Genomic DNA, 20,481 nt, shown 5'->3' with positions numbered 1-20,481 from the left:
GGCGGTATCTGCGCAGCCTCTTCACCCCGACGCCGCGCGTGCGTCAACGCCGGGGAAATCGCGGGGCAAGCGGGCGTGCTGACCGGCTCAAGCGCGGGTCGCGGGCGTGGCCGGCAGACGGACGCGCATGGTGCACCCCGACGCGGAGTCGGCGACCTCGACCGAGCCGCCGTGCAGCTCGACGGCCCACCGCACGATCGCGAGCCCCAGGCCCGTCCCGCCCGTCGAGCCCTGGCCCGTGAGCGCCGGAGTGTTGCCCCGCACGAACCGTTCGAACACGTGCGCGCGCTGCTCGCGCGCGATGCCCGGGCCGTGGTCGACGACGTCGATCTGCACGTCCTCGCCGACGCGGCGCGCGACGACCTGCACCTCGTCGTCCTCGGGCGAGTGGCGCGCCGCGTTCTGCAGCAGGTTCGCCACCACCTGGTGCAGGCGCTCGGGGTCCGCCGGGACGGTCAGGTCGGCCGGCTCGACGTCCACGCCGAACCGCAGCCGCTTGGCCGCGCCGACCAGCGACGCCTCGTCGGCGGCCTCGCCGAGCAGGTCCGCGAGCGGGACGTCCTGCGTGCGCAGCTCCATCGCGCCCGCCTCGACCCGCGACAGGTCGAGCAGCGACGACACCAGGCGCGAGAGCCGCTCGGTCTGCGCCAGCGCTGTCGCGAGCGTCGCCGGGTCGGGCTCGCTCACGCCGTCGACCATGTTCTCGAGCTGGGCCTGCAGCGCCGTCACGGGCGTGCGCAGCTCGTGCGACACGTTCGCGACGAGCTCGCGCCGGAACGTGTCGAGCTGCTGCAGGTCGTCCGCCATGGTGTTGAACGCCTCGGCGAGCTGCCCGACCTCGTCACGGCTGGTCGAGCGCACGCGTCGGCTGTAGTCGCCCGCCGCCATGGCGCGCGCGGCCACCGTCATCTCGCGCAGCGGCGAGGTCATGCCGCGCGCGAGCAGCTGCGTGAGGATCAGCGACAGCACGATCGCCAGCGGCAGCGTCCTGCTGGGCCCGAGCGAGCGCCCGTAGCCCCACCAGATGACGAACGCGGCGATCGTCACGGTCGACGCGACCAGCACGCCCAGCTTGATCTTGATGCTGCGCAACGGGTCCAGCGGGCGCACGTCGGGCAGGTGCCAGCGGTCGTCGCCGCGGACGTGCCGGGCGGGGGGCGACGACGGCGAGGTCACGACGCGTCGTCCGCCGGGGTGCCGTCGTCCGCGGGCTCGAACGCGTAGCCCACGCCGTGCACGGTGCGGATCAGGTCCGGCCCGAGCTTGCGGCGCAGCGCCTTGACGTGGGAGTCGACCGTGCGCGTGCCGCTCGCGTCGACCCAGTCCCACACGTCGGCGAGCAGCCGCTCGCGGGTCAGCACGGTGCGCGGCGACGACGCGAGCGTCAGCAGGAGGTCGAACTCCGTCGGGGTGAGGTGCACCTCGCTGGTGCCGCGCAGGACGCGGCGCTGCGCGCTGTCGATCGTCACGTCGCCGACGACGAGCGGCGGGTCGGGCTGCTGCACGGTCGCGAGCTCGGCGGCGCGCGCCGCGCGCTCGGTGCGGCGCAGCAGCACCTTCGTGCGCGCCACGAGCTCACGCATCGAGAACGGCTTCGTCATGTAGTCGTCCGCGCCGACGCCGAGCCCCACGAGCATGTCGGTCTCGTCGTCGCGGGCCGTGAGCATGAGCACCGGCACGGGCCGCTCGGCCTGGATCTGCCGGCACACCTCGAGCCCGTCGATGCCGGGCAGCATGACGTCGAGCACGACGACGTCGGGCTGCAGCCGCGCGGCCGCCGCGACGCCGGCGTGGCCGTCGCCGACCGACTCGACCGTCCACCCCTCGGCGGCGAGGCGGTGCACGATCGCCTGCGCGATGGCGGGCTCGTCCTCCACGACGAGCACCGTGGTGGTGCCCGGGCGCGACACGGTGGTGACCATGGGGCCAGAGTGGCACACGGACCCGTGCGCGGGCCCGGCGAGCCACGCGGTCGTCCGGTCTGTCCGTAGGATGTCGCTCACCATGAGCAGCTCGAGTCGCTGCCGGCATCGCGTCCCCGTCGCGTCCAGCGCGCGCCCGGGCCGTCACGGGGGTCGGGCCCCCGTGCGACGCGAGCGAGCCGGCACCTCCTCCTCGTCCCCCCGCACCCGCTCCCGACGTGCCGCCGCGCGGCACCACCGGGCGGGTCCGCCACGCGCCGGCACGTCCCGCGCCGGCGCCGCGCACGTGGTCGCCGCGTGCTGACCGACTGGCTCCTCGTGGGCCTCGGCGTGCTCCTCACGGCCGGGACCGCGGTGTTCGTCGCCGCCGAGTTCTCGCTCGTGACGCTCGACCCCGGCCTCGTGGAGCAGCAGACCCCCGAGGACGACACGCGGGGGCGCTCGGTCCTGCGGGCGCTGCGGCACCTGTCGACGCAGCTGTCCGGCGCGCAGGTCGGCATCACGATCACGACCGTGCTGCTCGGGTACACGACGCAGCCGGCGGTCGTGCGGCTGCTGGGCGTGCCGCTGGAGGCCGCGGGCGTCGCCGGTGCCGCGGTCACCGCGATCGCCGCCGTCGTCGGCCTCGTCCTGGTCAACGGGTTCTCGATGCTGTTCGGCGAGCTGGTCCCCAAGAACTTCGCGATCTCGCGGCCGCTCGGCACCGCGCGGCTCGTCGCGCCCCTGCAGGCGGGCTTCACGTCCGCGCTGCGTCCCGTGATCGCCGCGACCAACGGGACCGCGAACACGATCCTGCGGCGCGTCGGCGTCGAGCCGCGCGAGGAGCTGTCCGGCGCGCGGTCCCCGGCCGAGCTCGCGTCGCTCGTGCGGCGCTCCGCCGAGCAGGGCACGCTCGACGCCGCGACCGCCACGCTGCTCACCAACTCGATCGACTTCTCGACGCTCACGGCGGTCGACGTCATGACCGACCGCACGCGGCTCGTCGTCGTGCGGCGCGACGACTCCGCCGCCGACGTCATGGCGCTGTCCCGCCAGACCGGGCACTCGCGGTTCCCCGTGATCGGGGACTCGGTCGACGACGTCGTCGGGTTCGTGCACCTGCGCAAGGCGATGGCCGTGCCGCACGACCGGCGCGCCGAGGTGCCGGCCGCGGCCCTCATGGTCGACGCGCCGCGCGTGCCCGAGACCGTGGGGCTCGGGCCGCTGCTGGTCGACCTGCGCGGGCAGGGCCTGCAGATGGCCGTCGTCGTCGACGAGTACGGCGGCACGTCCGGCGCCGTGACCCTCGAGGACGTCGTCGAGGAGCTCGTCGGCGAGGTCGCGGACGAGCACGACCGCACGCGCAGCAGCCTCGCCCGTCAGGGCGACGGGTCCTGGGTGCTGCCCGGCGTCCTGCGCCCCGACGAGCTGCACGAGGCGACCGGGCTGCGCGTGGCCGACGACGGCCCCTGGGAGACCGTGGGCGGGCTGCTCATGGCGCGCCTCGGCCGCATCCCGGTCGAGGGCGACGAGGTCGTGGAGGGCCACGTGCGGCTGGTCGTCGAGCGCATGGACGGCCGCCGCGTCGAGCGCGTGCGCGTCAGCGACCTCACCGACGACGCGACGCAGGAGGCGTGATGGACAGCACGCTCGCGCTCACCCTGGCCGTGGTCCTGCTCGCGGCGAACGCGTTCTTCGTCGGCGCCGAGTTCGCGCTGATGTCGGCGCGGCGCTCGTCGATGGAGCCGCTCGCCGAGAGCGGGGACCGCCGCGCGGCGACCGTGCTGTGGGCGATGGAGCACGTCTCGCTCATGCTCGCCGCGGCGCAGCTCGGCATCACCATCTGCTCGACCAGCCTGGGCCTGGTGGCCGAGCCCGCGATCGCGCACGCGATCGAGGGGCCGCTGCAGGCGCTCGGCGTGCCCGGGGCGTTCACCCACCCGATCGCGTTCGTCCTCGCGCTGCTCGTCGTGGTGTACCTGCACGTCGTGCTCGGCGAGATGGTGCCCAAGAACCTCGCGGTGTCCGGCCCCGACCGGGCCGTGCTGCTGTTCGGCCCGCCGCTGGTGTGGGTCGCGCGGGTCATGCGTCCGGTGATCGTCGCGCTCAACTGGCTGGCCAACCACGTGCTGCGGCTGTTCCGGGTGGAGCCGCGCGACGAGGTCGCGTCGGCGTTCACGGCGCAGGAGGTGCAGTCGATCGTCGAGCGCTCGCAGGCCGAGGGCCTGCTGGCCGACGAGCAGGGCCTGCTCGCGGGGGCGATCGAGTTCTCGGACCGCACGGCCGCGCAGGTCATGGTGCCGCTCGACGAGCTCGTGACCGTCGACGCGTCGGGCACGCCGGACGACATCGAGCACCTGGTGGCCCGCACGGGCTTCAGCCGGTTCCCGGTCGTCGACGACGCGGGGCTGCCCACCGGCTACCTGCACATCAAGGACGTCCTCTACGCCGACGGGCAGACGCGGACGGCGCCCGTGCCGGCGTGGCGCGTGCGGACGCTCGCGGTGGTGACGCCGGACGACGAGGTCGAGACGGCGCTCGCGGCCATGCAGCGCTCGGGGTCGCACCTCGCGCGCGTCGACGACGGCGGGCGCACGGCCGGTGTCGTGTTCCTCGAGGACATCCTCGAGGAGCTCGTGGGCGAGGTCCGCGACGCGATGCAGCGCGGCCAGCTGCACTGAGCAGCGCGGGGCGGCGACGGGCCGCGGGACGTCCGGCCCAGGCCGTGCCCGCCCCGAGGTTGTGACATGGCCCGTGAGAGATCGGTGAAGGCGCGGCGTGTCGGGCGGCGTGTCGCGAGGTGTGTCCGGATCGGGTCGGGCATGTGACCTGATCGGGTCTTGGAGCCGACGGCCGGGTGCCGTTATGGTTCCGTGACCGCATCGGGGGACCGATGGCAACCGGGGACGTCGGAACGGAGGTGTCGTGGGATCCCACCGAGCGGAACCTGCCGCACGTGTGCGCCGTTCTCGCGGCGTCCCCGCGACCCGCACCCCCGTCGACGCGCTTCCCGTCGAGGCCACCGCGGCCGCGCCGCGCCGCCGCTCCGCGACCGTGCTGGGCCGTGGCGGGGTGCTGACCGCGCTCGTCGCGGTGACCGTCGTGGTCCCCGTCTCGCAGGGCATGGCCGACGGCCAGGTCGTGGTGGGGACGGCCGCGAGCGCGTCCACCCGGGTCGACGGCCCGTCCACCGTGTCGGCGCTGACGGCGATGCCGCTGTCGGACCTGCCGCCCACCGCGCTGGTGTCCGCCGACGGCACGCCCCGCGTGCGCGAGCTCGTCGCGTCGCGCGGCGAGGAGCGCTCGGCGCTGCCCGGCTGCGACGGCTCGGTCCGCCCCTCGGGCGAGAACGGTCTGCTCGCCACCAAGGACCTGTGCACGCTGTGGGACGGTCGCACGCAGATGCGCGCCGACGCGGCGGTCGCGCTCGCGGAGCTCAACGAGGTGCACATCGCGAAGTTCGGCACGGACCTGTGCCTGAGCTCGGGCTACCGCACGCTCGCGCAGCAGAAGGCCGTCAAGGCCGAGAAGGGCGGCCTCGCGGCGACGCCCGGCAAGAGCAACCACGGCTGGGGGCTCGCCGTCGACCTGTGCGGGCTGCAGAACTCCTCGGTCAAGATGGCGTGGATGAACGAGATGGCCGGCACGTTCGGCTGGGAGAACCCGTCCTGGGCGCGCAAGGGCGGCTCGGGTCCGTTCGAGCCGTGGCACTGGGAGTACACCAAGGGCGTCAAGTCCGACGGCGAGTACTACGGCTGACGTCGTCCCGCCGGCACCCGCGAGGGTCGGCGTCGAGGCGTGCGCCGCGCTCGGCCTGACACGGCCGTCCTCCTGACGGAGCAGGCGTCGCGACGCGTCCGTCCCCGCGACGCGGACGGACGTCGGCCGTGCCCCGGCCCGTGCCGGGACGCCACGGGCGGGCCCGCCGCAGCGGACCCGCCCGTGCTCGTGCGCCGACGCGCGTCGTGCTCAGCGCAGCTGGAGGCCCCAGCGCACCTCGTGGGTCGTGCCCGGCTCGAGCTCGACCAGCAGGTCGCCCGTGCGGAACGCGTCGGCCACGCACGTCATGGGCTCGACCGCGACGCCGCGGCGCTCGATGCCGGGGATGCCGTCGCCCGTGCAGACCTGCCATGCGGGCAGGGTCGCGTCGGCCCACACGGCGACCGTGCGGCCGTCGGAGCCGGTGAGGGTCGCCCACGTGCGGCCCTCGGCGTCGGGCGTGACGTCGAGCCACGCGTCGTCGAGCGCGACGCCCGCGAGGGGCTTGCCCTCGCGCAGGTCGTAGTCGCCGGCGACCGCCTGCGTGCCGATCGGCAGGAGCCGGTCGTCGACCGTGACGCGGCGCGCCGCGTCGAGGCGCAGCGTGCTCGCGTCGACACCGCCCGGGCCGGGGGACAGCCACGGGTGGAAGCCGACCCCGTAGGGCGCCACGCCCTCGCCGAGGTGCGTCGTCGCGACCGTGACGGTCAGACCGTCGTCGGCCAGGCGGTACGTCACGTCGAGGCGCAGCGGCCACGGGTAGCCGGGCGTGGGGACGAGGTCGTGGCGCAGCGTCACCGCGTCGTCCGCGGCCTCGACGACGTCGAACCGCGCGTACGCGACGAGGCCGTGCAGCGCGGTGAGGCGCTCGTGCTCGGTCAGCGGGACCTGGTACGTCACGTCGCGGAAGCGGTACGTCGCGTCGCGCAGCCGGTTGGGCCACGGCGCGAGCACCGCACCCGAGAAGGCCGGCGCGATCGTGCCGACGTCGAACGGCAGGAGCACGTCGCGCTCGCCGACCCGGTACTCGCGGACGCTCGCCGCGACGGACGTGACGACGGCGACCTGGTCACCGTGCCGCAGCACGTGCTGGTCACCCGTGGGAGAAGGAGTGTTCACGCTCACAACCTAGCGGCGCACGCGCGTCCGGCCACGGGACCGGCGGTGCGCGTCGCGCCCCGGCGCGCAGGGCGGCCCCGTCGGTCCGGCCGCACGACCGGACCGCCGGGTGGATCACCCGGACAGGTGATCCGGGTCACCCGAGGGGCCGTGCCTGTGGACGACCCGACCCGCCGCGCGGCGTGATGCCCTACCGTGACGCCCGAATCGGACGAACCAGACACCGGCGTGCGTCGGTGCAGGTGGCAGGGCAGGGGGCGGCGGCATGGACGGGGTGGCGATCCTCGAGAGCGAGGTGCGCGAGCTCATCCGACGCCGCGGCGTCGACCCCGTGCGGGACCGTGCCGGTGTCGTCGCGCTCGTGCAGGCCGCCATGGCGGACTACGACGAGCGCTCGCTGCTCGGGGCGGTCCCCGCGCTCGGCGACGCCGCCGCCGCGCACAAGGCCGTCGTCGACGCCGTCGCCGGCCTCGGGCCCCTGCAGCGGTACCTCGACGACCCCGAGGTCGAGGAGATCTGGATCAACAGCCCCTCGCAGGTGTTCGTCGCGCGGCGCGGCGAGCCCGAGCTCACCACGACGATCCTCACCGACGCGCAGGTGCGCGACCTGGTCGAGCAGATGCTCAAGGTCTCCGGCCGGCGCCTCGACCTGTCGAGCCCGTTCGTCGACGCGTCGCTGCCGGGCGGGGAGCGCTTGCACGCCGTGATCCCCGACGTCACGCGGCGGCACTGGTCGGTCAACATCCGCAAGTACGTGGTGCGCGCCACCAGCCTCGACGACGTGGTCGCCCTCGGGTCCCTCACGCCGCAGGCCGCGGCGTTCCTGCACGCGGCCGTGCGGGTCGGGCTCAACGTCCTCGTCTCGGGCGCCACGCAGGCCGGCAAGACGACGATGCTCAACGCGCTCGCGGGCGCCGTCCCGCCGCGCGAGCGCGTCATCAGCTGCGAGGAGGTCTTCGAGCTGCGTCCCGCCGTGCGCGACTGGGTCGCGATGCAGACGCGGCAGCCGAACCTCGAGGGGACCGGCGAGATCACGCTGCGTCGCCTCGTCAAGGAGGCGCTGCGCATGCGCCCCGACCGCCTGCTCGTCGGCGAGGTGCGCGAGGCCGAGGCGCTCGACCTGCTCATCGCGCTCAACAGCGGCGTGCCGGCGATGTGCACGATCCACGCGAGCTCGGCGCGCGAGGCGCTCACCAAGCTGTGCACGCTGCCGCTGCTGGCCGGCGAGAACATCTCCGACCGGTTCGTCGTCCCCACGGTGGCGTCGTCCGTGGACCTCGTGGTCCACCTCGAGCTCGACGCCCGCGGCCGTCGACGCACGCGTGAGGTCGTCGCCGTCCCCGGGCGGGTCGAGGCCGGCGTCGTCGAGACGGCCGACCTCTTCACCACGCGCGACGGCGTCCTGGTCCGCGGCGACGGCTTCCCGCCGCACCCGGAGCGGTTCGCGCGAGCGGGAGTCGACGTCGCGTCCCTGCTGCGGAGGTCGTGAGCGTGGGCGTCGTGGTGGGCCTGCTGCTGGGTGTCGGGCTGGCGTGCGTGTGGTGGTCGTGGTGGCCGCGCGCGGGCGGTGTCGTGGGTCGCTCCGGCGGCTGGGCGGCGCGCGTGCAGGACGTGCTCACGCAGGCCGAGGTGACGGGCGTGTCGCCGGGCGGGCTGGTCGCGGCGAGCGCCGCCGTCGGGCTGGTGGTCGCGGCGGCATCGTTCCTCGTGGTGCCGGTCCCGGCCGTCACCGGGTGCGTCGCGGCGTTCGCCGCGGGTGCGCCGTGGGCCCTCGTGCGGGGCCGTGCCCGCCGGCGCCTCGCCCGGGCGCGCGAGCTGTGGCCCGACGTCGTCGACCACCTCGCGTCGGGCGTGCGCGCGGGGCTCGCCCTGCCGGAGGCGGTGGCCCAGCTGGGCGACCGGGGCCCGGCCGAGCTGCGCGCCCCGTTCCGGGCGTTCGCCGAGGACTACCGCGCGACGGGTCGGTTCGCCGACAGCCTCGACGCCCTCAAGGACCGCCTGGCCGACCCGGTCGCCGACCGCATCGTCGAGGCGCTGCGGCTCACGCGCGACGTCGGCGGCACCGACCTGGGGCGCCTGCTGCGGACGCTGTCGTCCTTCCTGCGCGACGACCTGCGCACGCGGGGCGAGCTCGAGGCGCGGCAGGGCTGGACCGTGTACGCCGCGCGGCTCGCCGTCGCCGCGCCGTGGGTCGTGCTGGGCATGCTCGCGTCGCGCCCCGAGGCCATCTCGGCGTACGACTCGCCCGCCGGTGCCGTGCTGCTCGTCGCGGGTGCCGTCGTCACCGTCGTCGCCTACCGGCTCATGGTGCGCGTCGCGCGCCTGCCCGACGACCCGCGGGTCCTGCGGTGAGCCCGGCGCTCCTCGGCGGGCTCGTCGGCCTGCTCGGCGGCTGCGGCGCGGTCCTCGTCGTCGCGCGGCTGCGCGCGCGACGCATCACGCTCGACCAGCGGGTCGGCCCGTACCTGCGCACGCGCGGCACGTCGTCGCTGCTGCGCGCCGAGCCCGTGCGCGGACCGTGGGGGGTCGTCGAGCGGATCGTCGCCCCGTTCCTGGCGGACGGGGTGCGCGTGGTCTCCCGGCTCGGTTCCTCCTCGGCCGAGCTGCGCCGCCGGCTCGCCCGTGCGGGCAGGTCCGACACGGTCGAGCAGCTCCGCGCGCAGCAGGTCGTCGCCGGGTCGCTCGGCCTCGCGGCCGGGCTCGCGCTCGCCGTCCTGCTCGCGGCCACGCGCGGCGGGGCGGTCGTGCCGCTCGTCGCACTGGTCGTGGTCGCGGGCCTCGTCGGCGCGCTGGCCCCGGACTGGTGGCTCGGCCGGCAGGTGGCCCGGCGCGAGGCGCGCCTGCTCGCCGAGATGCCCACGGTCACCGAGCTCCTCGCGCTGGCCGTCGGAGCGGGCGAAGGGGCGACCGGCGCGCTCGAGCGCGTCGTCCGGCAGACCCACGGCGAGCTGGCCGACGAGCTCGCGCGGACGCTCGCCGACGCGCGCGCCGGTGCGCCCCTCGCGAGCGCGCTGCAGGGTCTGGCCGACCGCACGGGCCTGCCCGCGCTCGCGCGCTTCGCGGAGGGGGTCGCCGTCGCGGTCGAGCGCGGCTCGCCGCTCGCGGACGTGCTGCGCGCGCAGGCGCAGGACGTGCGCGAGGAGGGGCGTCGGGCGCTCATGCAGACGGGCGGGCGCAAGGAGGTGCTCATGATGGTGCCGGTGGTGTTCCTGATCCTGCCGGTCACCGTCGTGTTCGCCGTCTTCCCCAGCGCGGTGGTCCTGCGGGTGGGGCTGTGAGCCCGCCCGCCGTGCACGAGGAGGCGTCGTCCGGCGTGCTCCCGACGACGACGGAGGTCGAGGATGAAGATCTGGCAGCGGACGTGGGACGCGTTCGTGCGGCGCACCGGGCCGGCGGCGGGGGAGCGCGGCGACCGGGGCGACGTGCCCGGCTGGGTGCTCGTGACGCTCATGACCGCCGGGCTGGTCGCCGTGCTGTGGTTCGTCGCCGAGGACGCGCTGCGCGGCCTGTTCGTCGAGGCCGTGAACGGCGTCTCGCCGCGCTCCGGCGGCTGAGCGCCGCGCGGCGAGACGACGCCGGGGCCGCCGTGGTCGACTTCACGCTCGTCGGTGGTCTCGTGGTGGTGCTGTTCGTCGCGGTGGTGCAGCTCGCGCTGGTGCAGCACGTGCGCAACACGTGCGTCGACGCGGCGGCCGAGGGTGCCCGGTACGCGGCGCACGTCGGGCGCGCGCCCGCCGACGGCGCCGCTCGCGCGGGTGACCTGCTGCGCTCGTCGCTCGCCGCGTCGTACGCGCAGGACGTGACGGCGGACGAGGTCGTCGTCGACGGCCTGCGCCTGGTGCGCGTCACGGTGCGCGCCCCGCTACCGGTGGTCGGGCTGCTCGGCCCGGCCGGCGTCATGGAGCTGCGCGGGCACGCCCCCGTGGAGGACGCGTGAGCGCGGCGTCGCGCCGGTGGGTCGGCCGGCTGCGGCGGTGGGCCGCGCGACGGGTGCGCACCGGCGGTGACGACGGCAGCGCCCTCGTCGAGTTCCTCGGCGTCACGCTCGTGCTCCTCGTCCCGACCGTCTACCTCGTGCTCGTGCTCGGACGCGTCCAGGCCGCGACGTTCGCCGTCGAGGGTGCCGCGCGCGAGGCCGCGCGCGTCTACGTGGTGGCCGACGACGCGGCGCAGGGTGCCGAGCGTGCCGTCACGGTCGTCGGCGTCGCGCTCCGCGACCAGGGCTTCGACGACGACGCGGCCGGTGCGCTCGCGCTCACGTGCTCGGCGTCCCCGTGCCTCACGCCCGGTGCCGAGGTCGCGGCGAGCGTGGAGGTGCGCGTGCCGCTGCCGTTCGTGCCCGCGTTCGTCGGGGACGTCCTGCCGCTCGAGGTCCCCGTGAGCGCGCAGCGCGTCGCACCGGTGGACGCCTACCGGGTGGCGCGGTGAGGACGCTCGCCCGGGCGGTCCGCGCACGCGCGTGGGGCGGGCCGGACGACGGTCAGGTGATGCTGCTGTCCCTCGGCTTCGCGGTGGTCGCGCTCGCGCTCGTCCTGGTCGTCGGTGCCGCGACGGGGGTGCACCTCGACCGCAAGCGGCTGCTCGCCACCGCCGACCTGGCCGCGCTCGCCGCGGCCGACCAGGTCAGCGAGCGGTACTTCGAGCCCGGCGGCGGGCGCGGGTCTGCCGGGGTGCCGCTCACCGACGCGTCCGTGCGGGCCGCGGTCGAGCAGTACCTGGCGGACCACCCCGACCCCGTCGCGCGGTGGGACGGCGTGCGGGTCCTCGAGGCGTCGACGCCCGACGGTCGCACCGCACGGGTCCGCCTCGGGGCCGTCACGCGGCCGCCGCTCGTCACGTGGGTGACGGCACCGTGGTCGGACGGGATCGCGCTCGAGGTCGAGTCCGTGGCGCGCGCGTCGTGACCTCCGCGGTCCGCTCAGGCGACCTTCCGGTGCGCGTGCGCCGCCGCCTCCAGCGCGATCGTCGCGAGCTCCGCGATGTGCCGCAGGTCCTCGGCGGTCGCGCCGTCGCGCGCCTGCTGGCTCATGCCCTGCAGCGTCGCGCCCGTGAACCGGGCCATGGCCTCGGACACGTCGGGCCGCTGCGCCATCGCCAGGACGTTCTCACGGCGCATCGTCGCGAGCCGCTCCGCGACGTGACGGTTCGCCTCGGTGACGGTCACGGCAGCGCTGATGACGAGGCACCCGCCGGGGTAGTCGCGCGACGGGTAGTGCTCGGCAGCCTCGAACAGCACGCGCCGCAGCATCGCCAGGCCGTCCCGCTCCTCACGGATCGCCGTGCCGAGGAACGCCCCGTGCGTCTCGTTGTAGCGACGCACGACCGAGAAGAACAGCTCCTCCTTGGAGCCGAACGCCTTGTAGAGGCTCGGCGGGTTGATCCCCATCGCCTCGGTCAGCGACGCGAGCGACGCGCCCTCGTAGCCGTGCTCCCAGAACACGGCGAGGGCCGCGTCGAGCGCCTCCTCGACGTCGAAGCGCCGCCCCTGACCTGCGCGACCAGACATCGTCGTCCTTCCCGCCTCGTGCTCCCGGTCCACGTCGACCCGGTCCGGGCGGGGCCGAGGTCGCCGACGACCCCCGCCGTCCTCGTCACGAGCGTAGTCGCGGGGGCGGACCTCCCGAACCGGTACGAGATCGACTCTTGTAGTGATCACTACACGTATGCCACTCTACCCGCATGAGCCACGAGAGCACAGCACAGGGCATCGAGCAGGAGGCCGCGAGGGTCGCCGTCGTGACCGGCGCGAGCCGCGGGATCGGCCGTGCGATCGCCACGCGCCTCGCGCGGGACGGGTTCGCGGTCGGCGTCCACTACGGGTCGAACCCCGAGGCCGCGGCCGAGACCGTCGCCGCGATCCGGCGCGACCACGGCACCGCCTACGCCTTCCGCGCCGACCTCGCGGCGGACGACGTCGCCACCGCCTTCTGGGACGCGCACGACAAGGCGGCCGCCGAGGCCGGGATCGACGCGCACCAGATCCACACGCTCGTGAACAACGCCGGCGTGACGCTGCGCGGCACCATCGAGGACTTCGACCCGGCCGACCTCGAGCTCCAGCAGCGCATCAACGTGACCGCGCCGTACCTCCTGGTGCGCGAGGCGCTCGGCCGCCTGCGCGACGGAGGGCGGATCGTCAACATCTCGTCCGGCGTCACGCGCATCGCGTTCCCCGAGATCATCGGCTACGCCATGACCAAGGGCGCGATCGAGGCCTTCACCCTCACGCTCGCCAAGCACCTCGGCGCGCGGGGCATCACGGTGAACGCCGTCGCGCCCGGCGTCATCGACACCGACATCAACGCCAGCTGGTTGCGCGACAACCCCGAGGCGATCGCCCAGGTCGCCGCGAGCACCAGCCTCGGGCGCGTCGGGCGGCCCGACGACGTCGCGGGCGCCGTCGCGTTCCTCGCGTCCGACGACGCGCGGTGGGTCACCGGGCAGGTCCTCGACGCCACCGGGGGCACCCAGCTCTGACCGACCAGCACGGCCACGACACTGACAGGGGGGCAGATGTCGCACGCACCGACACGGGGGATCGACCACTTCGGGCTCACCGTCGCGAACCTCGACGACGCGGTCAGGGACCTCGGGGACGCGCTCGGCGCAGGGCTCTGCTACGTCGAGGGGCCCCTCGACGAGCCGTACCCGGGGTGGATGACGGAGAAGCTGGGCGCCCGGGGGGCGTTCGCGCTGCGGGTCGCGGCCGTGAACGCGCTCGCCGTCAACCTCGAGCTCTTCGAGTACGCCGGGGACGGACCGCGCCGTCCCGGTCCGCTGCCGGGTCAGGCGGGAGGCTTCGCGCTGCTGCGGCGCACGCCCGACCCGGCCGCCGCCGCGCGCGAGCTCGCCCGCGTGGCGGCCGTGCGCCCGGCGCACGCCCCGGGCGGGTTCGAGGTGCTGCTGCCCTCGGGGATCGCGCTCGCGCTGCAGCCCGGGACGGACGAGCTGCTCGGCGCCCTGTTCGTGCACCGCGGCGACGTCGCGCCGTTCGTCCACGAGCTGCAGTCGGTGCTCGGGCTGCGGCGGACCGGCGGCGTCGACGCGTTCGGCGCCCGCGGCGTCGTGCTCGCGGGGGAGTGCGGCGCGGCCGTCGCGGTGCTCGACGCCCCCGGTGCGGGACCGCGTCCCGCCAACAGCGACGTCGGCGGGCACCACGTCGCCTTCCACGCCGACGACGTCGACGCGGCGCGCGCGGCGCTCCTCGAGGCGGGGGGGTTCGTGCCGCTCGGCGAGCCCGAGACGATCACGGACGGCCCGATCGCGGGCGACCGCTGGAACTACGTGCTGTCACCCACCGGGGTGCAGCTCGAGCTCATCAACCTCCCCGACGGCACCCTGCCGTACGAGGACGGTGCGGCGCACACCCGCACCCCGATCGCACGGAGGGTCCCCGCATGACCACCACCTCACGACGCGCGTTCCTCGGCGCGGGCACGGCGACGCTCGGGGCCGCGGCGCTCGCCGGGATCGGGCTCCGGGGCCTCGACGCGCCGCCCGAGGACGCGCGTCCGCCCGCGCCGGGTCCGTACCGGGTCGTCACCCCGGCCTCCGAGCAGTGGGAGGACCTGCGGCAGGGCACCAACCTGCGGTGGATCGGGTCGCCGCGACGGATCGCCTTCCCGCGGGACGCGGGCGAGGTCGCGGCCGAGATCCGGACGATCCAGCGGCTAGGGCTGAGGCCCGCCGTCCGTAGCGGCGGCCACGGGTACGAGAGCTTCGTCTCGAACGACGACGTCACCGCGATCATCGACCTCGCGGCGATGAACCAGGTGCGCTGGGACCCGCGCCGGCGCGCGTTCGAGGTCGGTGCGGGGGCCCAGCTCGGCGCCGTGTACCAGCTGCTCTACAAGCAGTGGGGCGTGTACGTCCCGGCAGGCAACTGCCCCACCGTGGCGGCCGGTGGACACATCGCGGGCGGCGGCTACGGCAGCATGAACCGCCGCGACGGCCTCGTCGTCGACCACCTCGCCGCGGTCGAGGCCGTGCACGTGCGCGCGAACGGCACGGTGCGGACGTCCGTCGGGACGCGCGACCCCCGCAGCCCCGACCATGAGCTGTGGTGGGCCTACACGGGCGGTGGCGGCGGCAACTTCGGCGTCGCGACGCGGTACTGGCTGCGGTCGCCGGCGGCCGCGGGCGACCGGCCCGAGGCCGCCCTGCCCACCCCGCCGCGGCACGTGATCCTCTCGACCGTCGCGTGGCGGTGGGACGACCTCGACGAGGCGAGCTTCGGGCGGCTGCTCGCGAACCACGGGCGGTGGCACGAGGAGCACAGCGCGGCCGGCACGCCGGAGGCCGGCCTGTTCTCGCAGCTGAAGACCTGGCACCGCGCCAACGGCACGATCACCCTGGACACGGTCGTCGACGCGGGCGTGCCCGACGCGGACGGCGTCCTCGACCGTCACGTAGGAGCGCTCTCACAGGGCATCCCGGTGCCGACCGTGCTGCAGCGTCGACGCGTGCCCTGGCTGCAGGGGACGCAGTGGACCGGCTTCACCGGACCCGACCCGACGCGCAGGTTCGACGGCAAGTCCGCGTACCTGCGTCGTACCTGGACCCCGACCGCGGTCGCGGCGGCCTACCGCGCCCTGACCGACCCGTCGTTCTCCCACCCCGGCGCGCTGCTCATGATCGCGTCCTACGGCGGGGCGGTGAACACCGTGGCCCCCGACGCGACCGCCGTCGCGCAGCGTGACTCGATCATCAAGTTCCAGGTGGTGTCCATCTGGGACGACCCCGAGGACGACGCCGCGAACCTGGCGTGGACCCGCTCGACCTACGCCGCCATGTTCGCGGACACCGGCGGCGTCCCCGTCCCGAACGCCGACACCGACGGCGCCTTCGTCAACTACGCCGACACCGACCTCGACGACCCGGCCCACAACACCTCGGGCCTCAGCTCGCTCGACCTCTACTACAAGCACAACCTCCCGCGCCTCGTCCGGGCGCGGGCGGCCTACGACCCGAAGGGACTCTTCAGCCATGCACAGAGCCTCCCGGTCAGCTGACCAGCCCGCAGGCGCGCCGCACGGTCGCCTCGACGCGCTCACCGGCCTGCGCTTCCTCGCCGCGCTGGTCGTCGTCGTCTTCCACCTGTCCCTCAACCGCTTCTTCCTCGACGCACCCGCGCTCGTCGACCCCCTGCAGGGCGTGCTGCGCAACGGTGGCTGGCTCGGCGTCACGTTCTTCTTCGTCCTGTCGGGCTTCGTCCTCACGTGGTCCGCGCGTCCGGGGGACACCCCCGGGCGGTTCCTGTGGCGCCGCGTCGCCAAGATCGTGCCCAACCACGTCGTGACGTTCGCCGTGGCCCTGGCCGTCGCCGGTCTCGGGGGTGCGCTCGTGTGGGAGGCGGGAGCCAACCTGCTCCTGCTGCACTCCTGGGTGCCGCGCGACACGGCCTTCTTCAGCATCAACCACCCGAGCTGGTCGCTGTCCGCCGAGATGGTCTTCTACGCGCTCTTCCCGGTCACCCTGCCGCTCGTCGCACGCGTGCCGCGGCGCCACCTGGTCACCGCCGGGGCGGCCCTGGTCGTGGTCGTCGTGCTCCTGCCGCTGGTGGCCCGGCAGCTGCCGGTCGGGGCGGTCTTCGGCCCCGCGCACGCCCAGTCGCCGCTGCTCGGGGCCTCGGTGCTGCAGGTGTGGTCGGTGTACGCGTTCCCGCTGGTCCGGTTCCTGGAGTTCGCGCTCGGGATGCTCGCGGCCCGCGCGGTGCGGGAGGGTGCGCTGCCCCGCGTGCCCGTGGTCGTGGCGCTCGGGCTCGTCGCCGCCGGCTACCTGCTCAGCCTGGTCGTGCCCGTGCTGTGGACGCTCGACGCCGTGTTCGTGCTGCCCGTGACGGCGCTGGTCGTCGCGGTCGCGCAGGCTCCGACGCCGCCGGCCGTGCTCACCACGCCCCTGGCGGTCCGGCTCGGCGAGATCTCGTTCGCGCTCTACATGGTGCACGACATCGTGCTCACCGCCACGCGCCGGTTCGTCCCCGCGGCAGGCCTGCCGCCGCTCGTGGCGGTCCTGCTGGTCGTGCTCGTCTTCGCCGTCAGCCTCGGCGCTGCCTGGGCACTCTGGCGCTGGGTCGAGACGCCCGCCAACACGCGCCTGCGGGCGTTGCGGCTGCCGTCGCGAGCCGCACGCCGCCGACCCGCAGCCCCCGCAGCCCCCGCCGTCGTCCCGCTCACCGTCCCCGCCACCGCGTCGTCACAGGAGGTCTGACCATGACCATCGCCAGCGCCTGGACCGTGTCCGCCCACCAACCCGTGGAGTACCGCGTCGAGACCACCACCGACGTGCTCCACCCGGACAACCCCGCCCTGCTCGACGGTGAGCGCGGCGCGCGTCGCCTCATCGTCACCGACAGCACGGTCGACGAGATCTACGGCGACCGCATCCGGGCCTACGCGCGGACGAACCTGCGCGATCACCAGGTCCTCGTCCTGCCGCACGGCGAGGCCAGCAAGCAGTGGTCCGCCGTCGAGACCGTCCTGGAGGCGGTCGACGCGTTCAAGCTCGACCGGCGCCGCGAGCCGATCATCGCGATCGGCGGCGGCGTGCTCACGGACATCGTCGGCTTCGCCAGCAGCATCTACCGCAGGAGCACCCCGTTCGTCCGGGTGCCGACCACGCTCATCGGGATCGTCGACGCGAGCGTCGGGGTCAAGACCGGCGTGAACTTCCGGGCCGGGAAGAACAAGATCGGGACCTACTTCGCGGCCTCGCGCAGCGTGCTCGACACGACGTTCCTCGCGACCCTCGACGCCCGGCACGTGTCCAACGGCCTCGCGGAGATCCTCAAGATCGCTCTCATCAAGGACGAGCGCCTGTTCGACCTGCTCGAGGCGCACGGGTCCGCCGTCCTGCGGTCCCGGTTCCAGTCCGGCACGTCCGTCGAGCGGGAGATCCTCGAGCGGGCGATCGGCGGCATGCTCGACGAGCTCCGCCCGAACCTCTGGGAGCACGTCCTCGAGCGTGTCGTCGACTACGGGCACACCTTCAGCCCGACGATCGAGATGCGTGCCCTGCCCGAGCTCCTGCACGGCGAGGCGGTGGGGCTCGACATGGCGCTGACCACGGGCGTCGCGCTGCACCGTGGCCTCGTCACCGCCGAGCAGGCGGACCGCGTCTTCGCGACGCTCACGGGTCTCGGGCTGCCGACCACGCACCCGGCGATGCGCCTCGACGACCTCGTCCGGGCGCTCGAGGACACGACGCGGCACCGCGACGGGCGGCAGCGCCTGCCGCTGCCCGTCGGCATCGGCGCCGCGACGTTCGTCGACGACGTGACGCGTGAGGACATCGCCGCGGGCCTGCAGGCCGTCGCGGTCCTCTCGACGGCCGGGCTCGAGGCGACGGCGTGAACGTCACCGGTCTCCCGGCGCCGCCGCCGCGGACCCCTGCCGTGCACGCCGTGATCCACGGCGTGCACGGCAGCCCCGGCCGCACCGGATGGAAGGCGTTCTACACGCGACGCCACCTGCAGTCGCCCACCGAGGCCGTCGAGTGGGCCACGCTGCCGCCCGGCGCGGTGAGCGGAGAGCACCGCCACACCCGGACCGAGGAGATCTACCTGGTCCTCGACGGCGAGGGCGAGTTCTTCTTCAACGGTCGTCCGCACGCGGTCCGTCGCGGGTCGCTCGCGCTCACGCCGCCGGGCAACACGCACGGCCTGCGCAACACGGGCGACCACGACCTCAGCTGGTGGGTCGTCGAGACCCTCGCCCCGGCCACGCAGGCCGCCCTCGCCGCCCCGGCACCGCCGGGGCCCGTCACCCCCCGGAGCCGCCCCGTGCCCGTGCACCTCACCGACCTGACCGTCACGCCCCACGTCGACACCACGACCGTCTTCGACGGCCCGCTGGTGGCCGTCGACCGCCACGTCCTGCTGGCGGGGGAGGAGCTGGTGACGGGGGCCGACAGCAGCGAGATCGCGGGGTTCGTGAACGCCGGCTCCGCGGTCCTCGACCTGCCCGGCGCGACCAGCAGCGTCACGGCGCCCGCCGCGTTCCTCGTCCCGGCCGGGACGCGCGGGCGGCTGACGGCCGCCGAGGAATGCGAGCTGTTCACGGTCGAGCTGCGCGTGGGGCCGGCATGATCGTCACGCGCGTCGACCCCGACGACACGTGGACGTGCCTCGTGCGTCGCGGCATGCTCCACAGCGAGACCGAGTCGGTCGAGCACCACCGGCTGGGTGCCGGCGAGCGGCTCTCCTTCGACGCCCCGCACGGCGTCGACGAGCTGGTCGTGGTCCTGTCCGGCGAGGTGGACGTCGACGGCGGCACCGCCGGCCCGGGGAGCGTCGTGCTCGTGCCGGAGGGCGCCGGAGGCGAGCTGACGGCCCGCGTGCCGACCGCGGTGCTGAGCGTGCGGGGGCTCGCGGCCCGCGTCACGGCGGCGCTGCCGCCCCGCGTGCCCGAGCTGCCGGTGGCCGAGCGTGCCGTCTGACCTGCGGGACGCGGCCGCGCGCGCGGCTCTGCCCGTCGCCGTGTTCTTCGCCGTGACCGTCGAGATGGCGCCGGTGGGAGCCGTCTCGACGATCGCGCGCGACCTGGGCGCGGGCGTCGAGCGCGTCGCGCTCGGGTCCACCGCGTACGCCGCGGCGACCGCCGTGGTCGCGGTCCCCGGCGCGCTGCTGCTGCGCGCCGCGCCCCTGCGGCGTGCGGTCGTCGTCGCGGGCGCGGTGTTCGCGGCGGCTGCCGCGCTCAGCGTCGCCGCTGCGGACCTGCCGGCGTTCCTCGTGACGCGTGCGCTCACCGGCGTCGCGCACGGGTGCTTCTTCCCGCTCGCGCTCGCGCTGGCGGCACGCTCGTCGGGGCGGCCCGAGCGGGCGGTGGCCCACGTGCTGCTGGGCAACGCGGGTGCCCTCGCGCTCGGCGTCCCGGTGGTCGAGGCGCTCTCGACGTGGTCGTGGCGCGTGCCGCTCCTGGTCGCGGCCGTGGCCGTCGCGCTCGCCGCGGCCGGTGCGCCGCCCGAGCGCGTGCGTGCCGCGGCCGCCGACGGTCGTGCCGGCGGCGCGCCGCCCGGTGCGGTGCTGGCGCTGGCCGCGGCGTTCGCGCTCGCGCTGGCGGGGCACTTCACCTTCTACACGTTCCTGACGCCGCTCGCGGAGAGCGCCAGCAGCTCCGCGACGGCGGCGCTGGGCGCGTACGGCGTCGCGGTCGTGGTGGCCGCGCTCGTCGCGGGTCCGCTGTCCGGACGGTCCCGACTGCCGCGGGCGTGCGCCGTGGCCGCCGTGGAAGGTGTGCTGCTGGCGGCGCTCGCGGCGACCGGTGCGCCCGTGGCCGTCGTCGCGGCGGGCGTCGTCGCAGGGCTGTGCTTCGGTCTGCTGCCCGCCCTCGTGCAGTCGGAGATGCTCGCGATCGCGGGCGACCGCGCGACGCTCGCCTCGGCGGTCGCCGTCGTCGCGTTCAACGTCGGCATCGCCGCCGGTGCCGCCCTGGGCGGTGCGGCGTCGTCGCGCGGACCGGGCGCGCCGCCGCTCCTGGGCGGTGCGCTGCTCGTGGCCGCGGCGGTCGCGATCGCCGCGTGCGCCGTCGTGCAGCGGCCGGCACGGCGGTCTCCCGGGCACGGGTCTCCCGGGCACGCGGGCGGCGGCGGCCCCGCGGCGCCCGGCAGGTGGGGCGCACCGGCGCGGGACGGCGACGGGGCCCGGCGACTCGTGCGGCGCGGGGGGTAGCAGACCCGCGCCGTCGCGCCGCAGGCGGTGTCGGGC

At 75.4% G+C, this 20,481-nt stretch carries 22 protein-coding genes; 18 read left to right on the top strand and 4 right to left on the bottom strand.

Features of this window, described 5'->3' with window-relative positions:
- Positions 1 to 87 precede the first annotated feature (87 nt).
- Together E4A51_RS05575 and E4A51_RS05570 are read right to left on the bottom strand one after the other, a co-directional pair.
- Positions 88 to 1,176, bottom strand: coding sequence for a HAMP domain-containing sensor histidine kinase (locus E4A51_RS05575; protein WP_046527918.1), 1,089 nt, complete (start codon positions 1,174 to 1,176; stop codon positions 88 to 90).
- Positions 1,173 to 1,922 (bottom strand): response regulator transcription factor, encoded by a 750-nt coding sequence (locus E4A51_RS05570; RefSeq protein ID WP_046527919.1) that lies wholly within the window; start codon positions 1,920 to 1,922, stop codon positions 1,173 to 1,175. The genes E4A51_RS05575 and E4A51_RS05570 overlap by 4 nt, the downstream gene beginning before the upstream one ends.
- A gap of 297 nt (positions 1,923 to 2,219) precedes the next feature.
- Between E4A51_RS05570 and E4A51_RS05565 the strand changes: the two genes are divergently transcribed.
- From E4A51_RS05565 to E4A51_RS05555, 3 genes are all read left to right on the top strand, one after another.
- Positions 2,220 to 3,539, top strand: a complete 1,320-nt coding sequence (locus E4A51_RS05565; RefSeq protein ID WP_206119950.1) for a hemolysin family protein — start codon at positions 2,220 to 2,222, stop codon at positions 3,537 to 3,539.
- Complete coding sequence (locus E4A51_RS05560; protein WP_134851092.1) at positions 3,539 to 4,582, top strand: hemolysin family protein; 1,044 nt, start codon at positions 3,539 to 3,541, stop codon at positions 4,580 to 4,582. Before E4A51_RS05565 ends, E4A51_RS05560 begins: the two co-directional genes overlap by 1 nt.
- Before the next feature lie 277 nt (positions 4,583 to 4,859).
- Positions 4,860 to 5,660 (top strand): M15 family metallopeptidase, encoded by an 801-nt coding sequence (locus E4A51_RS05555; protein ID WP_046527921.1) that lies wholly within the window; start codon positions 4,860 to 4,862, stop codon positions 5,658 to 5,660.
- Positions 5,661 to 5,870: 210 nt separating this feature from the next.
- On the opposite strand, the gene E4A51_RS05550 is transcribed toward E4A51_RS05555, so the two are convergent.
- A complete protein-coding gene (locus E4A51_RS05550; RefSeq protein WP_134851090.1) occupies positions 5,871 to 6,779 on the bottom strand; it encodes an aldose 1-epimerase family protein in 909 nt (302 codons plus the stop codon).
- 265 nt (positions 6,780 to 7,044) lie between these two features.
- On the opposite strand from E4A51_RS05550, the gene E4A51_RS05545 reads away from it, so the two are divergent.
- From E4A51_RS05545 to E4A51_RS05515, 7 genes are all read left to right on the top strand, one after another.
- The gene (locus E4A51_RS05545) at positions 7,045 to 8,268 is read left to right on the top strand and encodes a CpaF family protein (RefSeq protein ID WP_134851089.1); all 1,224 of its coding nucleotides are present in this window, start codon (positions 7,045 to 7,047) and stop codon (positions 8,266 to 8,268) included.
- A gap of 2 nt (positions 8,269 to 8,270) precedes the next feature.
- Entirely contained in the window at positions 8,271 to 9,131 is an 861-nt protein-coding gene (locus tag E4A51_RS05540) for a type II secretion system F family protein (RefSeq protein WP_070318366.1), read from the top strand.
- Positions 9,128 to 10,057, top strand: a complete 930-nt coding sequence (locus E4A51_RS05535; protein ID WP_070318367.1) for a type II secretion system F family protein — start codon at positions 9,128 to 9,130, stop codon at positions 10,055 to 10,057. The genes E4A51_RS05540 and E4A51_RS05535 overlap by 4 nt, the downstream gene beginning before the upstream one ends.
- Before the next feature lie 63 nt (positions 10,058 to 10,120).
- The gene (locus tag E4A51_RS05530) at positions 10,121 to 10,333 is read left to right on the top strand and encodes a hypothetical protein (protein ID WP_082739544.1); all 213 of its coding nucleotides are present in this window, start codon (positions 10,121 to 10,123) and stop codon (positions 10,331 to 10,333) included.
- 32 nt (positions 10,334 to 10,365) lie between these two features.
- Positions 10,366 to 10,716 (top strand): TadE/TadG family type IV pilus assembly protein, encoded by a 351-nt coding sequence (locus tag E4A51_RS05525; protein WP_240696391.1) that lies wholly within the window; start codon positions 10,366 to 10,368, stop codon positions 10,714 to 10,716.
- Positions 10,713 to 11,207 (top strand): pilus assembly protein, encoded by a 495-nt coding sequence (locus E4A51_RS05520; RefSeq protein WP_370297482.1) that lies wholly within the window; start codon positions 10,713 to 10,715, stop codon positions 11,205 to 11,207. The genes E4A51_RS05525 and E4A51_RS05520 overlap by 4 nt, the downstream gene beginning before the upstream one ends.
- A complete protein-coding gene (locus E4A51_RS05515) occupies positions 11,204 to 11,683 on the top strand; it encodes a pilus assembly protein TadG-related protein (protein WP_240696390.1) in 480 nt (159 codons plus the stop codon). The genes E4A51_RS05520 and E4A51_RS05515 overlap by 4 nt, the downstream gene beginning before the upstream one ends.
- A 14-nt stretch (positions 11,684 to 11,697) precedes the next feature.
- On the opposite strand, the gene E4A51_RS05510 is transcribed toward E4A51_RS05515, so the two are convergent.
- Positions 11,698 to 12,285, bottom strand: a complete 588-nt coding sequence (locus E4A51_RS05510) for a TetR/AcrR family transcriptional regulator (RefSeq protein WP_046527926.1) — start codon at positions 12,283 to 12,285, stop codon at positions 11,698 to 11,700.
- 173 nt (positions 12,286 to 12,458) lie between these two features.
- On the opposite strand from E4A51_RS05510, the gene E4A51_RS05505 reads away from it, so the two are divergent.
- From E4A51_RS05505 to E4A51_RS05470, 8 genes are read left to right on the top strand one after another with little or no spacing between them, the layout of a single operon-like run.
- Positions 12,459 to 13,256: an SDR family NAD(P)-dependent oxidoreductase gene (locus tag E4A51_RS05505; protein WP_070318369.1), complete on the top strand. Its 798-nt coding sequence runs from the start codon at positions 12,459 to 12,461 to the stop codon at positions 13,254 to 13,256.
- Between the two features lie 36 nt (positions 13,257 to 13,292).
- Positions 13,293 to 14,180 (top strand): hypothetical protein, encoded by an 888-nt coding sequence (locus E4A51_RS05500; RefSeq protein ID WP_134851087.1) that lies wholly within the window; start codon positions 13,293 to 13,295, stop codon positions 14,178 to 14,180.
- A complete protein-coding gene (locus tag E4A51_RS05495; RefSeq protein ID WP_134851086.1) occupies positions 14,177 to 15,790 on the top strand; it encodes an FAD-binding oxidoreductase in 1,614 nt (537 codons plus the stop codon). Before E4A51_RS05500 ends, E4A51_RS05495 begins: the two co-directional genes overlap by 4 nt.
- A complete protein-coding gene (locus E4A51_RS05490; protein WP_134851085.1) occupies positions 15,765 to 16,988 on the top strand; it encodes an acyltransferase in 1,224 nt (407 codons plus the stop codon). The genes E4A51_RS05495 and E4A51_RS05490 overlap by 26 nt, the downstream gene beginning before the upstream one ends.
- Before the next feature lie 2 nt (positions 16,989 to 16,990).
- Complete coding sequence (locus E4A51_RS05485) at positions 16,991 to 18,130, top strand: sedoheptulose 7-phosphate cyclase (protein WP_134851084.1); 1,140 nt, start codon at positions 16,991 to 16,993, stop codon at positions 18,128 to 18,130.
- 41 nt (positions 18,131 to 18,171) lie between these two features.
- On the top strand, positions 18,172 to 18,864 hold the full coding sequence (locus E4A51_RS05480; RefSeq protein ID WP_167748828.1) for a cupin domain-containing protein: 693 nt from the start codon (positions 18,172 to 18,174) through the stop codon (positions 18,862 to 18,864).
- A complete protein-coding gene (locus E4A51_RS05475) occupies positions 18,861 to 19,214 on the top strand; it encodes a hypothetical protein (RefSeq protein ID WP_070318375.1) in 354 nt (117 codons plus the stop codon). The genes E4A51_RS05480 and E4A51_RS05475 overlap by 4 nt, the downstream gene beginning before the upstream one ends.
- Complete coding sequence (locus E4A51_RS05470; RefSeq protein ID WP_134851082.1) at positions 19,204 to 20,445, top strand: MFS transporter; 1,242 nt, start codon at positions 19,204 to 19,206, stop codon at positions 20,443 to 20,445. Before E4A51_RS05475 ends, E4A51_RS05470 begins: the two co-directional genes overlap by 11 nt.
- Positions 20,446 to 20,481: the final 36 nt, after the last annotated feature.

Origin of the sequence: Cellulomonas sp. HD19AZ1, from assembly GCF_004535805.1 — a bacterium.
Lineage (GTDB): Bacteria > Actinomycetota > Actinomycetes > Actinomycetales > Cellulomonadaceae > Cellulomonas > Cellulomonas iranensis.
This window is presented reverse-complemented; position numbering and strand designations above follow the sequence as displayed.

Coding starts and splice junctions, on each gene's coding strand:
- E4A51_RS05500 (WP_134851087.1), top strand. CDS start 13,293: ATGTCGCACGCACCGACACGGGGGATCGACCACTTCGGGCTCACCGTC.
- E4A51_RS05510 (WP_046527926.1), bottom strand. CDS start 12,285: ATGTCTGGTCGCGCAGGTCAGGGGCGGCGCTTCGACGTCGAGGAGGCG.
- E4A51_RS05530 (WP_082739544.1), top strand. CDS start 10,121: ATGAAGATCTGGCAGCGGACGTGGGACGCGTTCGTGCGGCGCACCGGG.
- E4A51_RS05490 (WP_134851085.1), top strand. CDS start 15,765: ATGCACAGAGCCTCCCGGTCAGCTGACCAGCCCGCAGGCGCGCCGCAC.
- E4A51_RS05560 (WP_134851092.1), top strand. CDS start 3,539: ATGGACAGCACGCTCGCGCTCACCCTGGCCGTGGTCCTGCTCGCGGCG.
- E4A51_RS05475 (WP_070318375.1), top strand. CDS start 18,861: ATGATCGTCACGCGCGTCGACCCCGACGACACGTGGACGTGCCTCGTG.
- E4A51_RS05485 (WP_134851084.1), top strand. CDS start 16,991: ATGACCATCGCCAGCGCCTGGACCGTGTCCGCCCACCAACCCGTGGAG.
- E4A51_RS05495 (WP_134851086.1), top strand. CDS start 14,177: ATGACCACCACCTCACGACGCGCGTTCCTCGGCGCGGGCACGGCGACG.
- E4A51_RS05505 (WP_070318369.1), top strand. CDS start 12,459: ATGAGCCACGAGAGCACAGCACAGGGCATCGAGCAGGAGGCCGCGAGG.
- E4A51_RS05570 (WP_046527919.1), bottom strand. CDS start 1,922: ATGGTCACCACCGTGTCGCGCCCGGGCACCACCACGGTGCTCGTCGTG.
- E4A51_RS05545 (WP_134851089.1), top strand. CDS start 7,045: ATGGACGGGGTGGCGATCCTCGAGAGCGAGGTGCGCGAGCTCATCCGA.